The following is a 19,113-nucleotide window of genomic DNA, read 5'->3' as shown; positions in this document are numbered from 1 at the left end:
TCACTCACTCCCCTGGAGGTCGCTGTCCTCGGCACGGGCGAGGCGTTCGCGTTCGGCGCGCATGGCCTGGCGCGCCTGGCGCCGCTGCGAGCGGATGCGGCGGCGCAGCTCGCGCCACAGTTCGCGCTCGGCGGCGCGGTCGGCCCGCCGGTGTTCGCGCAGGCGCCTGCGCCCCTGGCGGATGTGTCCGCGCAGCTCCTGCACCTGGGCGGTCATGGACTCCGCGCGGTCGCTCAGACGGCGCATGGTCTCGCGGGACTTCTCGTCGGGGGCGCTCTCCTCCGCCTCCAGCTCGTAGCGGGCCAGTTCGGCCTGTGCCCGTGCGATCTCGGCCTTGATGCGGGCCTGCTCGGCCAGCTCCCGGGCGTCGGCCGTGGCGATGGTCGCCTGGAGTTCGGCGCGCTGGCGCCGGATGTCGGCCTGGAGCCTGCGGCGCTCCTTCTTGAAGCGCTGGCGCACGGCCCGGCGGCCCTCGCCCTGGACGATGCGGATGTCCTCGGCGTCGTCCTGGACCTCGTCGTTGCCCTCCAGCTGCCAGGTCCGGTAGGCCATGGCCAGCAGGAAAGCCGTGATACCGAGGGTGATGACGATCGCCGTCAGGATCATCGCCTGCGGCAGCGGATCGGTCATCCCCTCGGGGTCGGTCAACCACAGGAGCGGCGGACCGCCGGGTTCCCCCGCCATGGACAGGATCATCAGGTTGGCGCCGTTGCTCAGCACGATGACGCCGAGCAGCACGCGGGTGAGGCTGCGTTCCAGCAGGAGCACGACTCCCACGGCGACGAGGACACCGATGACGACGACGAGGAGCAGGCTGGGTGACTCGTTCACGAGATGACCTCCTCGGGGCGTGCCGTGGAGCCGTTCTCGGTCTCCTCCTCGTGCGCGGCGTCCCGCTCGATCTGCTCGTCGATACGGGCGCCGAGACTGCGCAGGATGTCCAGGACCAATCCGATGACCAGCAGGTACACGCCGAAGTCGAAGAGCAGGGACACCGTGACGTGGGCCTCGCCCAGGATCCAGAAGTCGATGTAGGCGTCTCCGCCCGCCAGGACGTCGGTACCGAAGACCGCACCGCCCAGCGCGGTGCCGGTGGCCACGGCCAGACCGGTGCCGATGAGCGCGCCCGGCTGCACCCACGCGGTGGCGTACAGCTCGAACCTGCCTCCGGCGAGGTAGCGGACGATGAACGCCAGGCCCGCGACGATGCCGCCCGCGAACCCGCCGCCGACCGCGGTGTGCCCGGTCAGCAGCAGGTACACCGAGATCACCATGACCACGGGGAACAGGAAGCGTGAGACGACCTCGAAGATGACCGACCGGCGTTCGGTGGGCAGGGCGTCGGCGCCCGGCAGCCAGGTGCGCTCCCAACGGGGTTCGACGTGCATGTTCCGCGGCGCGAACCGCAGTCCGCCGAGGTCGAGCTCGCTCCGGCCGTCGGCGGGCGGCGGGGGCTCGGTGACCGACAGGGCCATCAGCCCGCCCGGGGTCTTGCGGGGCTGGACGCGGCGGCGCACGAACATCAGGCTGGCCACACCGGCGGCGGCCGCGGCGAGCACGGAGATCTCGCCCATGGTGTCCCAGGCGCGGACGTCGACCAGCAGGACCGAGACGATGTTGTCGCCGCCCGCCTCCTTGGCCGCGTCCACGTAGCCCTCCGAGATGGACGGCTCCTGGCGGCCCACCAGGGCGAACCAGGACATCGACGCGACCACGACGCCGGTGGCCAGGCCCAGGGCCAGGTTCCACATCCGGCGTCCGCGCAGCGCGGGCGCGGAGAAGCGGGAGGGGAAGCGGCGCAGCACCAGGACGAAGACCACCAGGCTGACGGTCTCCACGAGGAACTGGGTGAGCGCGATGTCGGGCGCGCCCATCATGTAGAAGAGGACGGCGATGCCGTAGCCGACGGTTCCGACGAGGACCACCGCGTACAGGCGGCGCCGTACGAACAGCGTCATCAGGGCGGTGACGACGATGGTCACGGCCGGGATGAGCTGCACGGGGCTGTGCCACAGGCGCAGGTCCGGATAGTCCCCCTCCCAGATCTGGCCGCCGACCATCCACCATCCGGCGGCGATGACCAGGGTGACCAGGATGGTGCCGAGGTAGATCGGCAGGGAACCGCGCTGGGTGCGGCCCGTGACCTGGAGGGCGAAGGTCTCCAGCCAGGCGAGCATCCGGCGGTAGATCCGGTCGGCGTCGGGCAGAGCCGTCCTGGTGCCCAGCCACACGACCTCGTGTCGGAGGCGGAACAGCACCAGACCGCCGACGACGCACACCGCCGACAGCAGCAGGGGGAGCTCCAGACCGTGCCACAGGGCCAGGTGCTTGGCCTCGGAGCCCGGGGCGACGGGGACGCTGTCGGCGTACACGGCGAGGAAGGGGTCCACCAGGGTGGAGAGCAGGCCGCCCAGGAGGCCGAGTCCGGCCAGCACCGCGGCGGGCGCCTGGAAGAGCGGGCCCGGGGAGTGGACCGGCGTGGGGGTGACGTCCTCCTTGTCCCAGAAGGCGCCCCACAGGAAGCGCATGCTGTAGGCGACGGTGAGGACCGAGCCCAGGACGAGGCCGGTCAGGACGGCGATGTCGACGACGCCGTGGTCGAAGGTGCCGAAGGCCAGTTCCTTGGCGGCGAACCCGAGGGTGGGCGGCAGCCCCGCCATGGAGGCCAGCGCCACAACCGTGATCCAGAGGGTGCCGGGCATGGACCGGCGCAGGCCGGAGAGCTCGCGCAGGTCGCGGGTGCCGGTGCTGTGGTCGATGACGCCGACCACCAGGAACAGCGGCGCCTTGAACAGCGAGTGCGCGATCAGCATGGAGATCCCGGCGATGGCTCCCGCCTGGGTCCCGGCGCCGAGGAGGGCGATGAGGAAGCCGAGCTGGCTGATGGTTCCGTAGGCCAGAAGGAGCTTGAGGTCGAACTGGCGCAGCGCCTTCCAGCCCGCGAGGATCATGGTGAGCGTGCCGAAGAACAGCGCCGTGTACTTCCAGACGGCGACGTCGTGGAAGGCTGGAGTGATCCGGGCCACCAGGTAGACGCCCGCCTTGACCATCGCCGCGGCGTGGAGGTAGCCGGACACCGGCGTGGGGGCGCGCATGGCGGCGGGGAGCCACAGGCTGAACGGCAGCAGCGCCGACTTGGACATCGCGCCGACCATCAGGAGGACGAGCGCGACGTCGACGAGGGTGCCGCTGGGCGGCGCGGCGACGATCTCCGAGATCACGTACGTTCCGGCGGCCTCGCCGAGCATGATCATGCCGACGAGCATCGTCAGGCCGCCGAAGGTGGTCACGGTCAGGGCGGTCATCGCCGCCCGGCGGCTCTCTTTGAGCTCGGAGTTGTGGCCGACGAGCAGGTAGGAGAAGACCGTGGTCAGCTCCCAGTACACGAAGAGCTGGATGAGGTCGTCGGCCAGGACCAGGCCGAGCATGGCCCCGGCGAAGGCGACGAACACACCGGCGAAGCGCGCGAGTCCGGGTTCGGAGTCGTCGAAGTAGCGGGCGCAGTAGGCCAGGATCAATGCGCCCACGCCCGCCGCGATGAGCGTCATGACCAGGCCCAGGGCGTCCATGTACAGGCCGAGCCGGAGGGAGAACTCGGGCGCCCAGGCCATGGAGCTGGAGAGTGCCTCGCCGCGCATGATGGCGGGGACCTGGAAGAGGGCCCAGACGGTGGACACGCCGGGGACCGCGGCGAGCACGAAGAAGGCGTTACGGCCCCACAGACGCACCAGTAACGGCGCGACCGCAGCTGCGATGAAATGCGCGATCAGCACTGTTGTCAATGCGCCCCTCCCGGACCGATCCGGGCCCGCCCCGTCGTGGGCGGACGTCCACTGCCCCCGGCAGCGGTCCGTGTCGCCCACAACCGAATCAGTGGACGGGGGTGTCGCTCCGGTTTGACGGGGGCAAGGATGTATGTGAACTTGCGTGCCCAAGCTATTTAATAGCTAAGCTACACAAACGTCAAACCACCGCGCGGATTGTGGACCCGCGGTGCCCGCCCAGCCTGCGAGGACCGTTTCGTGCCCGACGAGACCCATGAGACCCGTGCCGAGCCCGATGACTGCGAGCTCGAGGAGTTTCAGCGCGCTTGGACCGAACTCATCAACGCGGCGATCCATGCCCGCTCACGCAGTGGGCACGGCCATCGGGGTGCCGAGGATCTCACTCTCACGCAGGCGCTGCTCATGGAGGCGGTGCGCGGCATGGACAGTCCCGGCGTCGGTGCCGTCGCCCAGATCGTCGGTGTCTCGTCTCCCTCCGCCACCCGCATGATCCAACAGCTGGAACGCAAGGGCATGATGGCGCGCCGTCGTTCCCTACGCGACGAGCGCAGCACCGTGGTGACCATCACCGAGGAGGGAGAGCGCGTGCTGGCGGCCCGCCGCGGGGACATGGAGCGGAAACAACGCCAGGTGTTCGACGCCATAAGGCCGTCACTGCGCCCGTTGGTGCTCACCCTCCTGCGCGACCTGCGCGAGGCCCTCGACGAGACCTGAACAGCAGGGGGAGTTTCGGTCAGCGTTCGACTCTCGTTCTCCGGGCCGATACCGCGACGTATGGGGTGGCAGGCCTGCGAGGGACGAGTTCTCCGGAAGGCCCCGACCACGTGACCGTGGAGCCCGAGCCCGGGCCGACCGTCCGCCCGGAGGCCGACCCGCCTACCTGGCCGACGCCCTGCTCACCCCGCTGGAGGACGCGCTCCGCGTCCACCAGCGGCGGACGCGGGGCATGGGCGTGGACCGGATCCGCGCCGGGGCGCACGAGGTGGTCGACCGCCTCGTGCGCAACGCCTGACCCGGAACCCGTGCGGGGCCTCTGCCCTCGGCAGATCTGCCCCCGGCCGAAACGCTGGAAGTCGCCCTCTCCGGCGCCGCAGGCTGGGTTCACCGGCCACGGGGGCCGGGGAAGGGAGAGTGCCATGTCGACCCATGCCGCCGCCTCGGACGAGACCTCCGGCGGTGCCTTCGACGACCAGCTGGCCGCGCGCCTGCTGCGCAGCCGCATCGTGATGCTGGGCACGCAGGTCGACGAGACCAGCGCCAACCGGGTGTGCGCGCAGCTCCTGCTGCTCGCCGACGAGGACCCACGCAGGGACATCACGCTGGCCGTCAACAGCCCCGGCGGCTCGGTCTCGGCCGGACTGGCCATCTACGACACGATGAACTTCGTGCCCAACGACGTGTCCACCCTGGTCATGGGGTTCGCGGCGAGCATGGGCCAGTTCCTGGCCTGCGTCGGTACGCCGGGCAAGCGCTACAGCCTGCCGCACTCGCGGATCATGATGCACCAGCCCTCCGGGGGCCTCGGCGGTACGGCCGCCGACATCGCGATCCAGGCCGAGAACCTCGCGCACACCAAGCAGACCATGGTGCGGCTGATCGCCAGGCACAGCGGCCAGACCGAGGAGACCATCGCCCGGGACCAGCACCGCGACGCCTGGTTCACCGCGCAGGAGGCCAGGGAGTACGGGTTCGTCGACCACGTGGTCGCGTCCGTGTCGGAGATGGACGGCCACGGTATCCGGCTGGCCTCCCACTCCCCCGGGTTCGCCACGTACGTGAGGGGAGGGGACCGGTGAGCGGTCGTTACACGGTGCCGATGGTGGTGGAGCGCACGCCCCACGGCGAACGGTCCTTCGACGTGTTCAGCCGACTGCTGTCGGAACGGATCATCTTCCTGGGCACCCCGATCGACGACGACGTCGCCAACGTGGTCATGGCGCAGATGCTCCACCTGGACCACGAGTCGAGCGACACCGACATCCAGCTCTACATCAACTCGCCGGGCGGCTCGAACACCGCCCTGACCGCCATCTACGACACCATGCGGTTCGTGCGGGCGGACGTGTCCACGGTGTGCATGGGTCAGGCGGCCTCCGCCGCGGCGGTGCTGCTGGCGGCGGGCACGGCGGGCAAGCGGATGGCCCTGGAGCACGCGCGGGTCCTTCTGCACCAGCCCTCCGGGGAGGGCCAGGGGGTCGCCGCCGACCTGGAGATCCAGGCCGGGGAGATCATGCGGGTCCGCTCCCAGGTGGAGGAGATCCTGTCCCGGCACACCGGGCAGACGCAGGAGCGGCTGCGCGCCGACACCGACCGGGACAAGATCCTCACCGCCCAACAGGCCAGGGAGTACGGCCTGGTGGACGGGATCATCACGACCCGGGAACTGCCCCGGAGCGCCGCCGCCTAGGGTCCGTCCGGGGCCGCTCCGCGGCCCCGGAGCCCGTCCGCCGAGGGTGGTGGAGGCCGGCCGTCGCTCAGCCCGCAGGAGGAGTCTCCTCGGCGACGCGGAAACCACCCAGGTGGTCGGCGAGCTCGCGGACGGCGCCGCGCCCGGCGCGGTTCGCGCCGATCGTGCTGGCGGTGGGGCCGTAGCCGATCAGGTGGACCCGCGGGTCCGCGACGGCCCTGGTGCCCTCCACCCGGATCCCCCCGCCGGGCTCCCGCAGGTTCAGCGGGCCCAGATGGGCGACACTCGGCCGGAACCCGGTGGCCCACAGCAGGGCGTCGGCGGGGACGAACCGGCCGTCGTCCCAGGCCACACCGTCGGGGGTCACCCGGTCGAAGGTCCGTCCCAGCGTGACGCGGCCGTCGTCCACGGCGTCGGCCAGTTCCGGCGGCAGGCGCAGCCCGGTGGCGCTGACGATGCTGCCGGGCGCCTCGCCGCGACGCACCCGGTCGGCGATCACCGCGACGGAGGCCCGTCCGTGTTCGGGGGTGAAGGGGCCGGTCATGAGGTTCAGCGGGCGGCGGGTCAGCCAGGTGATGTCGCGCGCCACGCCCAGCAGGTCCAGCAGCATGTCCACGGCGGAGCCCCCGCCGCCGACCACCACCACGCGCTGTCCGGCGAACTCGGCACCGCCCGCGAAGTCGGCGGTGTGCGCCTGGCGTCCCAGGAAGGACGAACGGCCCGGGAAGTGCGGCCAGAACGGGCGTTCCCACGTGCCCGTCGCGTTGATCAGACCGCGCGCCGACCAGGTTCCGTCGGTGGTCTCCACCCGCAGGCGCCCGTCGGGTCCGTCACCGACCCGGCGAACGCTCACGGGGCGGTGTACGCGCAGGTCGAACTCGCGCTCGTAGGCGGCGAAGTACCGCGGGACGACGACGTTCACCGGTGCGGCGCGGCTCGGCGCCGACCACGGCATCCCGGGCAGGGAGTGCACGCCGTTCACGGTCTCGGTGGTCAGCGAGTCCCAGCGGTGCCGCCAGGCGCCTCCGGGACCGCTGTTGTGGTCGACGACCACGAAGTCGCGTTCGGCCACCAGTCCCGCACGGCGCAGGTGGTGGGCGCCCGACAGTCCTGCCTGTCCCGCGCCGATCACCACGACCTCCACCGGCCGCGCGTCCTCGTCTCGTCCCACGCGTCTGCCAACAGCGCCGCCGCCGGGGGGATTCCGGCGGCCGTGGAGGCCCCGGTCGTCAGGCGGCCAGCGACATGACCTGGGCCCTCCGGGCGGGCGCGGCGACGGGGAGCGTGGTGCCCGCGGGCCGGTAGTCGCCGAGGCCGGCGCCCGTCCGCCGGAGCCGGACCGCCACGGTCCGCTCGTACAGTTCGCCCAGCACGTCGGACAGGTTGAGCCCGAGCGACCGGTAGATCGCGGCGAGCACCTCGGAGGAGGCCTCCTTGCGCCCGCGCTCGATCTCGGACAGGTAGGGCAGCGACACCTGGGCGTCCTCCGCCACGTCGCGCAGCGTGCGACCCTGCTCGGTCCGGGTGCGCCGCAGCAGGTCGCCGATGAGGTCGCGCATGAGCGGATCCTCCGGCTCCTCCGCGCGCCCGCCCACGCGGGCCTCGTCCAGGGAGCGTAGGACGTCGGTCATCGGGGGCCTCCACGTTCGTGCGCGACGGTCTCCCGTCGAGCCTACGCCGGGGGCGGGCGGAGGGGGAGCCGTCCACAGGCCTTCTGCGCACGGCAGAAACGGGCGCCCGGGCCGGAACGCACTTGCAGACGAAGGAAAGGCTCAGGTCAGGAGCAGGCCAAATCTTCGTTCCCGGGGTGTGTCCCTCCCGTTTTCCCGTGCACGGAGAGGGCAGGGGGAGAGCGCGTCAACATCCGGGAGGAACCCATGGAGATCACCGGAATCATCAGCGCGATCATCGTCGGACTGATCATCGGCGCACTGGGACGCCTCGTCGTCCCCGGAAAGCAACACCTGCCCATCTGGCTCACCCTGGTCCTGGGCATCGTGGCCGCCTTCGTCGGCGGCTGGATCGCCGCCGGGCTCTTCAGCGCGGGGTGGATCATCACCCTGATCGTCCAGATCCTGGTGGCCGCCGCGATCGTCTACCTCGCGGACGGCTTCTACTCCCGGGGCAGCAAGGGCGCCCGGGGCAGGACCGTGTAGGCCCCGCACCGGGCGCGGTCGTGTGGTGCCGTCGGGCCGCCGGGTGCCTATCCGGCGGCCTCGTCCACGCCCACGGCCCTGCCCAGGCGCACCGAGGCCTCGGCCGCCTCCAGCACGGCCACCACGTCGCGGCCGAACCGCACGTCGCACGGGTCGCCGACCGTGCCCTCCACCTGCTTCACCAGTCGGTCGATCGCGGCGCCGAACGCCTCCACCGGGGTCCGGTCGCCGTTCGGCACCGGCACCCAGCCGCGCTCGCCGTGCAGGACGACCTCGAAGGTCATCGCCTCGGGAGCGGAGTCCAGCGTCACCGCGAACGAGCCGACCGCGCCGCCCTCGTGCCGGGTGAGCATGTGCACGGTGTCGCGCGGACCGGCGAACGCCGTCACCTGGGTGACCGGGCCGAGCACCGGCAGCACCTGCGACAGCACGTGCGGACCCACGTCCCACAGGCCGCCCTTCTGCCTGCGCCAGGGCGAGGCGCCGAAGGGGTTGTCCGGCTGGAAGATCGACGCGAACAGGGTCGCCCGCACCCCGTCCCAGCCGCCCTGCCCGGCGGCCTCGTCCACGAACTCCGCCACGTTCTCGGAGAAGCGGTTGGTGAAGAACACCACCGACGCCAGCCCGCGCGCCTCCGTCTCCGCGACCACGGCGTCGGCCGCGGTGGTCGACAGCGCCACCGGCTTGTCCAACAGCAGGTGCTTCCCGGCCTGGGCCGCGCGCAGGGCCAGGTCGCCCTGGATGTGGGGCGGCAGGGCGATCGCCACGGCGTCCACCTCGGCCAGCAGCGCCTCGAAGTCCTCGTGGGCCGTGGTCCCGTACCGCTCGGCGAGTGCCGCCGCCTTGGCGTGGTCGCGCCCCCACACCCCGGCGATGGTGGCGTCCGGGTGCTTGTCCAGCGCCGCGGCGTGCGTCTCCGCGGCCCAGTAACCCGTGCCCAGTAGTCCGAATCTGAGACCCATGCGTCCTCCCTCGTCACTTTCCGACCGTTCACCATTGTCTATGGAAGCGCTCCCATGACCGGAGGCGCCCCGTTGCGTTCCCTTCGGGCTCCGCTCCGCTTCGGCCCGCCCGTCGTCCGCCACCACCCCTCAGCGGACGCCGCACGCGGCACTCGCCCTTGTTCGTGCGTCCGAAGGACGGGAACGGGGTCGAAGAGGGACGGCGGCGCCTCCGGTGAGGTTGCTCGTTCCCCGCAGTCCCGCCCCCAGCCCCTCCGGAACCCCGTGGACGCCCGAACCCCGGCGGCTCAGGGGTGGACGCGGCGCGCCCCCGCCGACGGGACGGCCCCGAAGACAGCCGGTTCGGCGAAACCCCGCTCCTGGTAGGCCGCCCGCACGGCCTTCTCACAGGCCTCCACGCGGTCGGTTTCCACAAGGGCGATCACGCAGCCGCCGAACCCCCCGCCGGTGATCCTGGCCCCCAGCGCCCCGGCGGCCAGGGCCGCGTCCACGGCGGTGTCCACCTCGGGGACGCTGACCTCGTAGTCGTCGCGCAGCGAGGCGTGGGAGGCGGTGAGCAGCGGTCCCACCTCCCGCGTGCGTCCGGAGCGCAGCATGTCCACGGTTTGGAGCACCCGCGCGTTCTCGGTCACCACGTGGCGCACCCTGCGGCGCGACACGTCGTCGGTCAGCGCGGACCAGGCCCGCGGCAGGTCGGTGACGTCCCGCAGGGCCGCCACCCCCAGGGCGCGCNGTCGGCGTAGGCGCCCTCCACCAGCCGGTGCGGGGCGCGGGTGTCGATCACCAGCACGGTCAGCCCCTCCGCCCCGGGGGCGAAGGGCACCTGCTCGACCTCCATCGTCCGCGTGTCCATGAACAGGGCGTGCCCCTCCTCGGACAGCATGGACGCGGACTGGTCCAGGATCCCGCACGGCATGCCCACGAAGTCGTTCTCCACCCGCTGGGCCAGCCGGGCCACCTCGGCGGGTTCGGGCGGGGTTCCGTGCAGCGAGGTGGCCGCCAGGACGGTCGCGCACGACAGCGCGGCCGACGAGGACAGGCCCGCTCCGGTGGGGATCGTGCTGTCCACCAGCAGGTCCAGCCCGTCCACCGCGTACCCCTCGTCCCGCAGGACCCACAGGGCCCCCGCGGGGTAGGCGGCCCACCCCTCCACCGTGCCGGGCAGCAGGTCGGGCACCCGGGCCCCGAACCCCTCAGCGGACTGCCGGGACCGGAACCGCGCGCCGCCGTCCGCGCGCCGGGCGGCGGACGCCGTCAACGCCTGGGGCAGGGCGAACGGGAGCACGAACCCGTCGTTGTAGTCGGTGTGCTCCCCGATGAGGTTGATCCGCCCCGGAGCGGTCCACACGCCCTCGGGCCCGTACCCGAACGCCGAGCGGAACGCGGTCGTCACGTCCTCCATGCGGCCTGTCTCCTTGTCCGACTGCTGGTCCGGTTCCCCGTCAGACCGCGTTCCGGCGCGCCAGGGTGAACTCCCAGGCGTCGGCGACGGTCTGCTCCAGTGTGCGCACCGGCTCCCAGCCCAGTTCCCCACGGGCACGGTCGTTGGCCGCGACCAGGACGGCCGGGTCGCCCGCGCGGCGCGGGGAGTCCACCACGGGTACCGGCCGCCCGGTGACACGGCGGACGGCCTCGATCACCTCGCGCACGCTGTGCCCGCCGCCCGTCCCCAGGTTGTGGACGCGGAAGACGCCGGGCCGTGCGTGCTCCAGGGCGCGCAGGTGCGCCTCGGCCAGGTCGGCGACGTGCAGGTAGTCGCGCACCGCCGTCCCGTCCCGCGTCGGGTAGTCGGTGCCGAACACCGTGGCGTGCCCGCCCTCCCCGGCGGCCACCCCCAACAGGTTCGGCACCAGGTGGGTCTCCGTGTCGTGCCGCTCGCCGCACCCCAGGTGGGCGCCGGCCACGTTGAAGTACCGCAGACTCACCGCACCGAGCCCGTGGGCCCGCGACCACGACTCCAGCATGTGGTCGACGGCGAGCTTGCTCGCGCCGTACGGACTGGTGGGTACCGCCGGGTCGGTCTCGCGGATCGGCGCGTCGGAGGCGGGTTCGCCGTAGGTGGCCGCGCTGGAGGAGAACACCAGCCTCCGCACCCCGTGCCTCCGCACGGCCTCCAGCAGTGCCAGGGTTCCGGACACGTTGGTGCGCCAGTACGGTCCCGGGTCCGCCACCGACTCGCCCACCAGCGACTTCGCGGCGAAGTGCAGCACGGCGTCCACGGAGGGGTCCAGCACGTCGGCCGCCTCGCGCACGTCGGCGACCACCAGACGGGCGCCCTCGGGTACGGCGTCCGCGTGGCCGGTGGACAGGTCGTCGAGGACGGTCACCTCGTGGCCCTCCCGCAGCAGCAGGGCGGTCACCACGCTTCCCACGTAACCGGCGCCGCCGGTGACGAGCAGTTTCACGGCGCGACCTCCCGGAGCCGCTCGGCGGTGGTCTCGGGTGCGACGTCGCTGATGAACGCGCCCATGCCGGACTCGGTTCCGGCGAGGTACTTGAGCTTGCCCGGCGCGCGCCGCACCGAGAACAGCTCCAGGTGCAGGTACGCGAGGTCGCGCCGGTCGTGCACGGGCGCCTGGTGCCATGCGGAGATGTAGGGCAGGGGCGCGTCGTAGAGCGCGTCGAAGCGGCGCAGCACGTCCAGGTACAGGTGGCCGAAGTCCTCGCGCTCGTCCTCCGAGAGCGCGGGCAGGTCGGGCACCTGGCGGTGCGGGTACAGGTGCACCTCCACGGGCCAGCGGGCCGCGGCCGGGACGAAGGCGGTCCAGTGCTCGGTCCGGGCGATCACCCGTGTCCCGGACTTCTGCTCGGCGCGCAGCACGTCGGCGAACAGGGAGCTCCCGGTGCGAGCACGGTACTCCTCGGCGGAGTCGAGCATCCGCCGCGTGCGGGGGGTGACGAAGGGGAACGCGTAGATCTGCCCGTGCGGGTGGTGCAGGGTCACCCCGATCTCGGGCCCCCGGTTCTCGAAGCAGTACACCTGCTCCACGTCCGGCGTCGCCGAAAGCGCCTCGGTCCGGTCGACCCAGGCGGCCATGACCGTGCGCACCCGCTCGGGGGGCAGGTCGGCGAAGGACGCGTCGTGGTCGGAGCCGAAGACGAGCACCTCGCAGCGGCCCGCGGCCACGCGCCGGGACGCCTCCAGTTCGCCGACGTCCTCCAGGGTCCGGCCGTCGTCGGCGACCAGCGACGGGAAGCGGTTCTCGAAGGCGACCACGTCGTAGGAGGAGGCCGGGACCTCGGTCAGCCGCCCCTCCGCGGAGGGGCACAGCGGGCAGTCGTGGCTGGAGGGCAGGTGGGTGCGGCCCTGCCGGTGGGAGGCCACGACCACCCACTCACGCAGCAGGGGGTCGAAGCGCATCTCCGCGCCCGTCGCGGACGGGGGGAGCTCGCGCAGGTCGGGGGCGGGTTCGCGGACGGTGTCGCCCTCGTCGAAGTAGACGATCTCGCGGCCGTCGGCCAGGCGCGACGAGGTCCTCCTCATCCGTCCTCCTTTCTCGGTCGGACGTCGGCGACCACCAGTCGGCCCACGTGCTCGGTCAGGGTCGCCCGGACCGCCGGGTCGGTCCCGGAGTCGGTGACCAGAACGTCGCAGCGCTCCAGCGGCACGATCGTGCTGATGCCGACCGTGCCCCACTTGCTGTGGTCGGCGGCGACCACGAGGGAGGCCGCGGCCTCCACCAGCGCCCGGTTGGTCTCGGACTCCATGAGGTTGGGGGTGGTGAACCCGCTGCGCTCCTGCATGCCGTGCACGCCCAGGACGAGGGTGTCCAGGTTGAGGCCGCGGATGGAGGCGAGGGCGAGCGGACCCACGAGCGCGTCGGAGGGCGTGCGGAAGCCGCCGGTGAGCGCCACGGTCTGGTCGGGGCGCGCGGCCCGGTGGAACACCTCGGCCACGCGCAGGGAGTTGGTGACGACCGTGAGCCCGGGGGTCTCGGTGAGGTACTCGGCGACGGTGGCGGTGGTGGTGCCCGCGGACAGGCCGACGGCGCTGTGCGGTTCGACCAGCTCGGCGACGGCCCGGGCGATCGCGTGCTTCTCGTCCTCCTGGCGGGTGGACTTGGCCTCGAAGCCGGGCTCCTCCGTGCGGGCGCCGTCCGGGGCGACGGCCCCGCCGTGCACCTTGCGCAGCTCGCCCCGGCCCTCCAGGGCGTCGAGGTCGCGGCGCACGGTCATGTCCGACACCGCGAGGTCCTCGACGAGCTCGGCGACCCGTACGGCCCCGGTGCGCCGCACCTGTTCGAGGATCAGCTCCTGCCGTTGCGCAGCCAGCATCCGCCCCCCAGGCGTGATCGGAGAATGTTTGAACGTGTTGGTTCCAGTGTTGCATGTTCCGTGTCGGTGTCAATGTCTGTGGGTTTTTCCAGGGAAAGCTGTTGGAAAGCGTTGGTAGCTGTTGACAGGCCGGGAATGAGTCCCCACCATGATTAAAACGTTCGTGTGACTGCGTTCACACGTGTTCCACCCCCTGTTCGGAGGGATCCCCGATGCACCACAGACCTGCGGGACCACCGGGCCTGCGGCGCCGCACCCTGCTGCGAGGGCTGGCCGGTGCCGGGACGCTGCTGGCACTGCCCGGACTGGCCGGATGCGGGAGCGGACGCGGTGATCCGAACCTGGTCACCATGGCCTCCAACCGGGCCAACCCCGCCCAGCGCGAGGCCATCGCCGAGAGCGTCGGACTCTTCGAGGAGGACTCCGGGCTGACCGTGGAGATCAACACCTTCCAGTCCACCCCCTTCCAGCAGAGCGTCAACAACTACCTCCAGGGCACCCCGGACGACGTCATCGGCTGGTTCGCGGGCTACCGGATGCGCTTCTTCGCCGAACGCGACCTCATCACCGACGTCACCGACGTCTGGGACCAGCACTTCCGGGACGTCTTCACCGACCAGGTGCGGAGCCTGTGCACCGCCGACGACGGCAAGCAGTACATGGTCCCCGACTCCACCGCCCCCTGGGCGGTCTTCCACCGCAGGAGCCTGTTCGAGGAGAGGGGGTACGAGGTCCCCACCACCCGCGAGGAGTTCGTCGCCCTGTGCGAGCGGATGCGCGCGGACGGGATCGCGCCCCTGGCCTCGGGCATCCGCGAGGGCTGGCCCGCGATGGGCACGTTCGACCACCTCAACCTGCGGCTGAACGGCCCCGAGTTCCACCTGGAGCTGCTCAACGGCGACCACTCCTGGGACTCACCCGAGGTCAGGAGCGTCTTCGGTGCCTGGGCCGAACTCCTGCCCCACCACCAGGCCGACTCCCTGGGCCGGGGCATCAACGAGGCGCAGACGGCCCTCGTCCGCCGTGAGGCCGGGATGATGCTGTGCGGCATGTTCATCACCCACGCCTTCCCCGAGGAGGACCTGGACGACCTGGACTGCTTCGCCTTCCCCGAGTTCGACCCCGCCATCGGGGCCAGCGCCGTGGAGGCCCCCATCGACGGGTTCATGCTCTCCGGGAATCCGCGCAACCCCGACGGGGCCCGCGCGCTCGTGGGGCACATGGGGACCCTGGAGGCCCAGGAGATCTACACCGCGATCGACCCGCAGGCACTCCCCACCCACCTGGACGCCGACACCAGCGAGTTCAGCCCCCTCGACACCAAGGTCGACGCCATGGTCGACGACGCCGAGGCGCTCACCCAGTACATGGACCGGGACACCCGTCCCGACTTCGCGTCCGTCGTCATGATCCCCGCGCTCCAGCGCTTCGTCAGCCAGCCGGACGACATCGCCGACCTGACCGCCAGCATCCAGCGCCAGAAGGTCTCCATCTTCGGCCGCTGAACCAGAAGGGAGAGCAGGTGTGGTGTCGAACGCCCCCTCACCGCCTCGTACCCGGGCCCCCGGACGGGCCACGTCACCCCGCGCCACCGCACGCGGACGCGCGGGCCTGCGCAACAGCCGAGGGGACCGGATCACCCTCGCGCTGATGCTGGGCGTGCCCGCCGCACTCGTGGTGGGACTCGTGTGGCTGCCCGCGACGGTCACCGTCCTCCTGTCGTTCACCCGTTGGGACGGCATCGGCGGCCTGGACACCATCGAGTGGATCGGCGCCCAGAACTACGTGGACGCGTTCACGATCTACCCGCCGTTCGAACCGGCGCTGCGCAACAACCTCGTCTGGCTGGTGGTGCTGTTCGCCGTCCCCACGGTCCTCGGCATGTTCCTGGCCGTGCTGCTGGATCGGCGGATGCGCGGCGGAGCGCTCTACCAGAGCGTCTTCTACATGCCGGTCGTGCTGTCGCTGGCCCTGGTCGGGTTCATCTGGCAGCTCGTCTACTCCCGTGACCAGGGACTGCTCAACGCCTTCCTCGCCGTGGTCGCCGACGCCCCGCCCGTGGACTGGTTCGGCGACTCCGACATCAACCTGTACGCGGTCCTGGTCGCGGCCAGCTGGCGGCACACCGGTTACATCATGCTGCTCTACCTGGCCGGCCTGAAGGCGGTCGACCCGTCCCTGCGCGAGGCCGCCGCCATCGACGGCGCCGGACCGGTGCGCACGTTCACCCAGGTCGTCTTCCCGGCCCTGCTGCCCATCAACCTGGTCGTGCTCGTCGTGACCGTCATCGACGCGCTGCGCGCCTTCGACATCGTGTGGATCATCAACCGGGGCCGCAACGGCCTGGAGCTGATATCGGCGCTGGTGACCTCCAACGTCATCGGCGAGGCCAGCCGGGTGGGCTTCGGCTCGGCGCTGGCCGTGATCATGCTGTTGATCTCGTTGGTGTTCATCACCGTCTACGTGTCCACCATGCTGAGAAAGGCCTACCGGTGACCGCCACGACCCTCCCCGACGCTCCCCGGCAGCACCGCCGCCGCAGGATCCGCCCGGCCCGGGTGGTGCTGCACACCTTCCTCGTCACGACGGCGCTGGCCTGGTTCTTCCCCATCCTGTGGGCGCTGATCAACTCGTTCCGCGACTACGACCACACCGCCGTCCACGGCTACCTGTCCCTGGGCGGGTTCACCCTGGACAACTACGCCCGCGCGTGGAACGAGGGCGAGCTCCCCACGTACTTCTGGAACTCGGTGGTCATCACGGTCCCGGCCGTGCTCCTGACGCTGTTCCTGTCCTCCTGCGCCGCGTTCGTCCTGTCCAACCACTCCCGCAGGTTCAACCTGACGATGCTCGCGGTGTTCCTGGCCGCGAACCTGCTGCCCGCCCAGGCGCTGCTCGTCCCGCTGTTCCGGCTCTACACCTCCATCCCGCTGCCGTACTGGATCAGCGAGTCCGGCTCCCTCTACGACAGCCACATCGGCATCGTCCTCATCCACACGGCCTTCCAGATCGGGTTCTGCACGTTCGTGCTGAGCAACTTCATGAAGGCCATGCCCTCCTCCCTCCTGGAGGCGGCCCGGGTGGACGGGGCGTCGGTCTTCCAGCAGTACTGGAAGGTGGTGCTCCCGCTGTGCCGCCCGAGCCTGGCCGCCCTGGCCACGCTGCTGGTCACCTGGATCTACAACGACTTCTTCTGGGCGCTGGCACTGCTGTCCAGCGGGGACAAGCTGCCCATCACCACCGCGCTCCAGAACCTCCAGAGCGCCTTCTTCATCGACTACAACCTGCTCTCGGCCGGGTCGATGATCGTCGCCCTGCCGACGCTCATCGTGTTCTTCGTGTTGCAGCGCCACTTCGTCGCCGGACTCACCCTGGGAGCGAGCAAGGGATGACCCACCGCACCATCCACCTGAGCGCCGCGGGGACCTCCCTGGTCCTCGGCGTGCCCGGAACCGGGCTTCCCCACGTCCTGCACTGGGGCGCCGCCCTGCCCGACACCGACGGACTCGCCGCCGTCGCGGCGCCCGCCGCCGCGCACAACGACGTGGACACGCCCCGCCGGGTGTCTCTGGTGCCCACCCAGGGGGAGGGCTGGCGCGGCCACCCCGGGATCTCCGGACACCACGAGGGCCGGGTCACCTTCCCGGAGTGGACCGTCCGGGAGGTCACCGTGGAACCGCTGGAGGACGCCGCTCCCGGGGTGGGCGGCGCCCTCACCGTCCTGGCGGACTCCGCCGGGCTCGCGCTGCGGTGCGAACTCCGGATGGAGGCCTCCGGGCTGGTCCGCGCCCGCAACACGGTCACCAACACCGACCCCGCCCCGTGGACCCTGGACTCCCTCCGCGTCACCCTGCCCCTGCCCCGCGAGGCGGAGGAGGTCCTCGACCTGACCGGACGCTGGTGCCGCGAGCGCTCGCCCCAGCGCCAGGACCTCACGACGGGCACACGGCTGCGCGCCTCGCGCCGCGGCCGGACCGGCCACGACGCACCGCTGCTGCTCACCGCCGGGACCCGCGGGTTCGGTTTCCGCGGCGGCGAGGTGTGGGGCGTGCACACCGCGTGGAGCGGCGACCACGTCCACCTGGCCGAACGCCTCCCCGAGGGCGCCGGGCAGGCCGACGGCGTGATCGCGGGGGGCGAGCTGCTCCACCCCGGCGAGGTCCGCCTCGACCAGGGGGCCTCCCACACCACGCCGTGGGTGTTCCTCTCCTGGTCCGACCGGGGGCTCGACGGGATGTCCTCCCGGATCCACCGCTGGCTGCGCGCCCGGCCCGGACACCCCTCCTCCCCGCGCCCGGTGGTCCTCAACACCTGGGAGGCCGTCTACTTCGACCACGACCTGGACACGCTCACCCGGCTCGCCGACACCGCGGCCCGGATCGGTGTGGAGCGGTTCGTGCTGGACGACGGCTGGTTCCGGGGCCGTCGCGACGACACCGCCGGACTCGGCGACTGGACCGTGGACACCGGCGTGTGGCCCGACGGCCTGCACCCGCTCTTCGACCACGTCCGCTCCCTGGGCATGCAGGTCGGACTGTGGGTGGAGCCGGAGATGGTCAACCCCGACTCCGACCTGATGCGCGCCCACCCCGGGTGGGTCCTGGCCGAGGAGGGGCGCCCGGCCCCGCCCAGCCGCAACCAGCAGCTCCTGGACCTGTCCCGTCCCGAGGCCTTCCGGTACGTGTTCGAGCACCTGGACGCCCTGGTCACCGAGTACCGGCCCGACTACCTCAAATGGGACCACAACCGGGACCTGCTCGAACCCGTGCACGCGCCCACCGGCGCCGCGGGGACCCACCGGCAGACCCTGGCCGTCTACGAGCTCCTCGACCAGCTGCGGGCGAGCCACCCCGGTCTGGAGATCGAGTCGTGCTCCTCCGGCGGCGGACGCGTGGACCTGGGGATCCTGGAGCGCACCGACCGCGTGTGGGCCTCCGACACCAACGACCCCCTGGAACGGCTGGCCGTCCAGCGCTGGACCNCTGCCGCCCGAGCTGGTCGGCAGCCACGTCGGCGGACGCACCGCGCACACGACCGGACGCGGCGCCGACCTGTCCTTCCGCTGCCTGACCAGCCTCCTGTCCCACGCCGGTATCGAGTGGGACGTCACCCGGTGCACCGACGACGAACTGGACGCGCTGGCCTCCTGGATCGACCTGTACAAGGAGCTGCGCCCCCTGCTGCACTCGGGCGCGCCCGTGCACGCCGACGCCCCCGACCCCGCCGAGCAGCTCGACGGGGTGGTCGCCGAGGACGGGAGCGAGGCGGTGTTCCGGTACGCGCGGCTGGCCACCTCCACCCGCGCCCTGCCGGGCCGGGTCCGCCTGCCCGGCCTACGCGAGGACCGCGCCTACCGCCTGACCCGGCGGGAGGTGGCGGGACCGCCCTCGACCACGCAGCGGGTGCCGCCGGAGTGGTTCGCCGAGGGCGGGGTGACCGTGCCGGGCGCGGTGCTCGTCCGCTCCGGGGTGCAGCTGCCCAACCTCAACCCGTCCCAAGCCCTGCTCCTGCACCTGAGGGAGGCCTGA

At 71.8% G+C, this 19,113-nt stretch carries 15 protein-coding genes and 2 pseudogenes; 8 read left to right on the top strand and 9 right to left on the bottom strand.

All coding sequences use genetic code 11. The annotated features are described in order from the left end of the window. Positions 1–831: a Na(+)/H(+) antiporter subunit C gene (locus D455_RS0103815; protein WP_017569444.1), complete on the bottom strand. Its 831-nt coding sequence runs from the start codon at positions 829–831 to the stop codon at positions 1–3. Then, positions 828–3,773: a Na+/H+ antiporter subunit A gene (locus D455_RS0103810; protein ID WP_026122286.1), complete on the bottom strand. Its 2,946-nt coding sequence runs from the start codon at positions 3,771–3,773 to the stop codon at positions 828–830. Before D455_RS0103810 ends, D455_RS0103815 begins: the two co-directional genes overlap by 4 nt. 249 nt (positions 3,774–4,022) lie before the next feature. On the opposite strand from D455_RS0103810, the gene D455_RS0103805 reads away from it, so the two are divergent. The 3 genes from D455_RS0103805 to D455_RS0103795 all read left to right on the top strand — a co-directional run bounded on the left by D455_RS0103805 (position 4,023) and on the right by D455_RS0103795 (position 6,192). Beyond that, a complete protein-coding gene (locus D455_RS0103805) occupies positions 4,023–4,499 on the top strand; it encodes a MarR family winged helix-turn-helix transcriptional regulator (RefSeq protein ID WP_017569442.1) in 477 nt (158 codons plus the stop codon). Between the two features lie 422 nt (positions 4,500–4,921). After that, on the top strand, positions 4,922–5,581 hold the full coding sequence (locus D455_RS0103800; RefSeq protein WP_017569441.1) for a ClpP family protease: 660 nt from the start codon (positions 4,922–4,924) through the stop codon (positions 5,579–5,581). Continuing rightward, on the top strand, positions 5,578–6,192 hold the full coding sequence (locus tag D455_RS0103795) for an ATP-dependent Clp protease proteolytic subunit (RefSeq protein WP_017569440.1): 615 nt from the start codon (positions 5,578–5,580) through the stop codon (positions 6,190–6,192). The genes D455_RS0103800 and D455_RS0103795 overlap by 4 nt, the downstream gene beginning before the upstream one ends. A gap of 67 nt (positions 6,193–6,259) precedes the next feature. Here the strand turns inward: D455_RS0103795 and D455_RS0103790 are convergent, their stop codons facing one another. After that, on the bottom strand, positions 6,260–7,363 hold the full coding sequence (locus tag D455_RS0103790; RefSeq protein WP_040684388.1) for an NAD(P)-binding domain-containing protein: 1,104 nt from the start codon (positions 7,361–7,363) through the stop codon (positions 6,260–6,262). 58 nt (positions 7,364–7,421) lie between these two features. After that, entirely contained in the window at positions 7,422–7,823 is a 402-nt protein-coding gene (locus D455_RS0103785; RefSeq protein ID WP_017569438.1) for a helix-turn-helix domain-containing protein, read from the bottom strand. Positions 7,824–8,069: 246 nt separating this feature from the next. Between D455_RS0103785 and D455_RS0103780 the strand changes: the two genes are divergently transcribed. After that, positions 8,070–8,348 (top strand): GlsB/YeaQ/YmgE family stress response membrane protein, encoded by a 279-nt coding sequence (locus tag D455_RS0103780; protein ID WP_017569437.1) that lies wholly within the window; start codon positions 8,070–8,072, stop codon positions 8,346–8,348. Between the two features lie 47 nt (positions 8,349–8,395). Here the strand turns inward: D455_RS0103780 and D455_RS0103775 are convergent, their stop codons facing one another. From D455_RS0103775 to D455_RS0103755, 5 genes and pseudogenes are all read right to left on the bottom strand, one after another. Continuing rightward, entirely contained in the window at positions 8,396–9,310 is a 915-nt protein-coding gene (locus tag D455_RS0103775) for a Gfo/Idh/MocA family protein (RefSeq protein WP_017569436.1), read from the bottom strand. Positions 9,311–9,597: 287 nt separating this feature from the next. Continuing rightward, a pseudogene (gene galK, locus D455_RS29100) lies at positions 9,598–10,712 on the bottom strand (galactokinase). 40 nt (positions 10,713–10,752) lie between these two features. Beyond that, a complete protein-coding gene (gene galE, locus D455_RS0103765; RefSeq protein ID WP_017569435.1) occupies positions 10,753–11,715 on the bottom strand; it encodes a UDP-glucose 4-epimerase GalE in 963 nt (320 codons plus the stop codon). Further along, positions 11,712–12,794, bottom strand: coding sequence for a galactose-1-phosphate uridylyltransferase (gene galT, locus D455_RS0103760; RefSeq protein ID WP_017569434.1), 1,083 nt, complete (start codon positions 12,792–12,794; stop codon positions 11,712–11,714). Before galT ends, galE begins: the two co-directional genes overlap by 4 nt. After that, positions 12,791–13,585, bottom strand: coding sequence for a DeoR/GlpR family DNA-binding transcription regulator (locus D455_RS0103755; RefSeq protein ID WP_017569433.1), 795 nt, complete (start codon positions 13,583–13,585; stop codon positions 12,791–12,793). Before D455_RS0103755 ends, galT begins: the two co-directional genes overlap by 4 nt. A 212-nt stretch (positions 13,586–13,797) precedes the next feature. On the opposite strand from D455_RS0103755, the gene D455_RS0103750 reads away from it, so the two are divergent. From D455_RS0103750 to D455_RS29095, 4 genes and pseudogenes are all read left to right on the top strand, one after another. Continuing rightward, positions 13,798–15,090, top strand: a complete 1,293-nt coding sequence (locus tag D455_RS0103750; RefSeq protein WP_017569432.1) for an ABC transporter substrate-binding protein — start codon at positions 13,798–13,800, stop codon at positions 15,088–15,090. A gap of 19 nt (positions 15,091–15,109) precedes the next feature. Continuing rightward, positions 15,110–16,081 carry a carbohydrate ABC transporter permease gene (locus D455_RS0103745; RefSeq protein WP_017569431.1) on the top strand — a complete coding sequence of 324 codons (972 nt, stop codon included), beginning with the start codon at positions 15,110–15,112 and terminating at the stop codon, positions 16,079–16,081. After that, positions 16,078–16,977 carry a carbohydrate ABC transporter permease gene (locus tag D455_RS0103740; RefSeq protein WP_017569430.1) on the top strand — a complete coding sequence of 300 codons (900 nt, stop codon included), beginning with the start codon at positions 16,078–16,080 and terminating at the stop codon, positions 16,975–16,977. Before D455_RS0103745 ends, D455_RS0103740 begins: the two co-directional genes overlap by 4 nt. Next, a pseudogene (locus D455_RS29095) lies at positions 16,974–19,113 on the top strand (alpha-galactosidase). The gene D455_RS0103740 and the pseudogene D455_RS29095 overlap by 4 nt, the downstream one beginning before the upstream one ends.

Origin of the sequence: Nocardiopsis halotolerans DSM 44410, from assembly GCF_000341065.1 — a bacterium.
GTDB classification, from domain to species: Bacteria; Actinomycetota; Actinomycetes; order Streptosporangiales; family Streptosporangiaceae; genus Nocardiopsis; species Nocardiopsis halotolerans.
This window is presented reverse-complemented; position numbering and strand designations above follow the sequence as displayed.

Excerpts from the sequence above, each read along its gene's own strand:
- D455_RS0103800 (WP_017569441.1), top strand. The coding sequence starts at position 4,922 with ATGTCGACCCATGCCGCCGCCTCGGACGAGACCTCCGGCGGTGCCTTC.
- D455_RS0103785 (WP_017569438.1), bottom strand. The coding sequence starts at position 7,823 with ATGACCGACGTCCTACGCTCCCTGGACGAGGCCCGCGTGGGCGGGCGC.
- D455_RS0103780 (WP_017569437.1), top strand. The coding sequence starts at position 8,070 with ATGGAGATCACCGGAATCATCAGCGCGATCATCGTCGGACTGATCATC.
- D455_RS0103775 (WP_017569436.1), bottom strand. The coding sequence starts at position 9,310 with ATGGGTCTCAGATTCGGACTACTGGGCACGGGTTACTGGGCCGCGGAG.
- galT (WP_017569434.1), bottom strand. The coding sequence starts at position 12,794 with ATGAGGAGGACCTCGTCGCGCCTGGCCGACGGCCGCGAGATCGTCTAC.
- D455_RS0103755 (WP_017569433.1), bottom strand. The coding sequence starts at position 13,585 with ATGCTGGCTGCGCAACGGCAGGAGCTGATCCTCGAACAGGTGCGGCGC.
- D455_RS0103750 (WP_017569432.1), top strand. The coding sequence starts at position 13,798 with ATGCACCACAGACCTGCGGGACCACCGGGCCTGCGGCGCCGCACCCTG.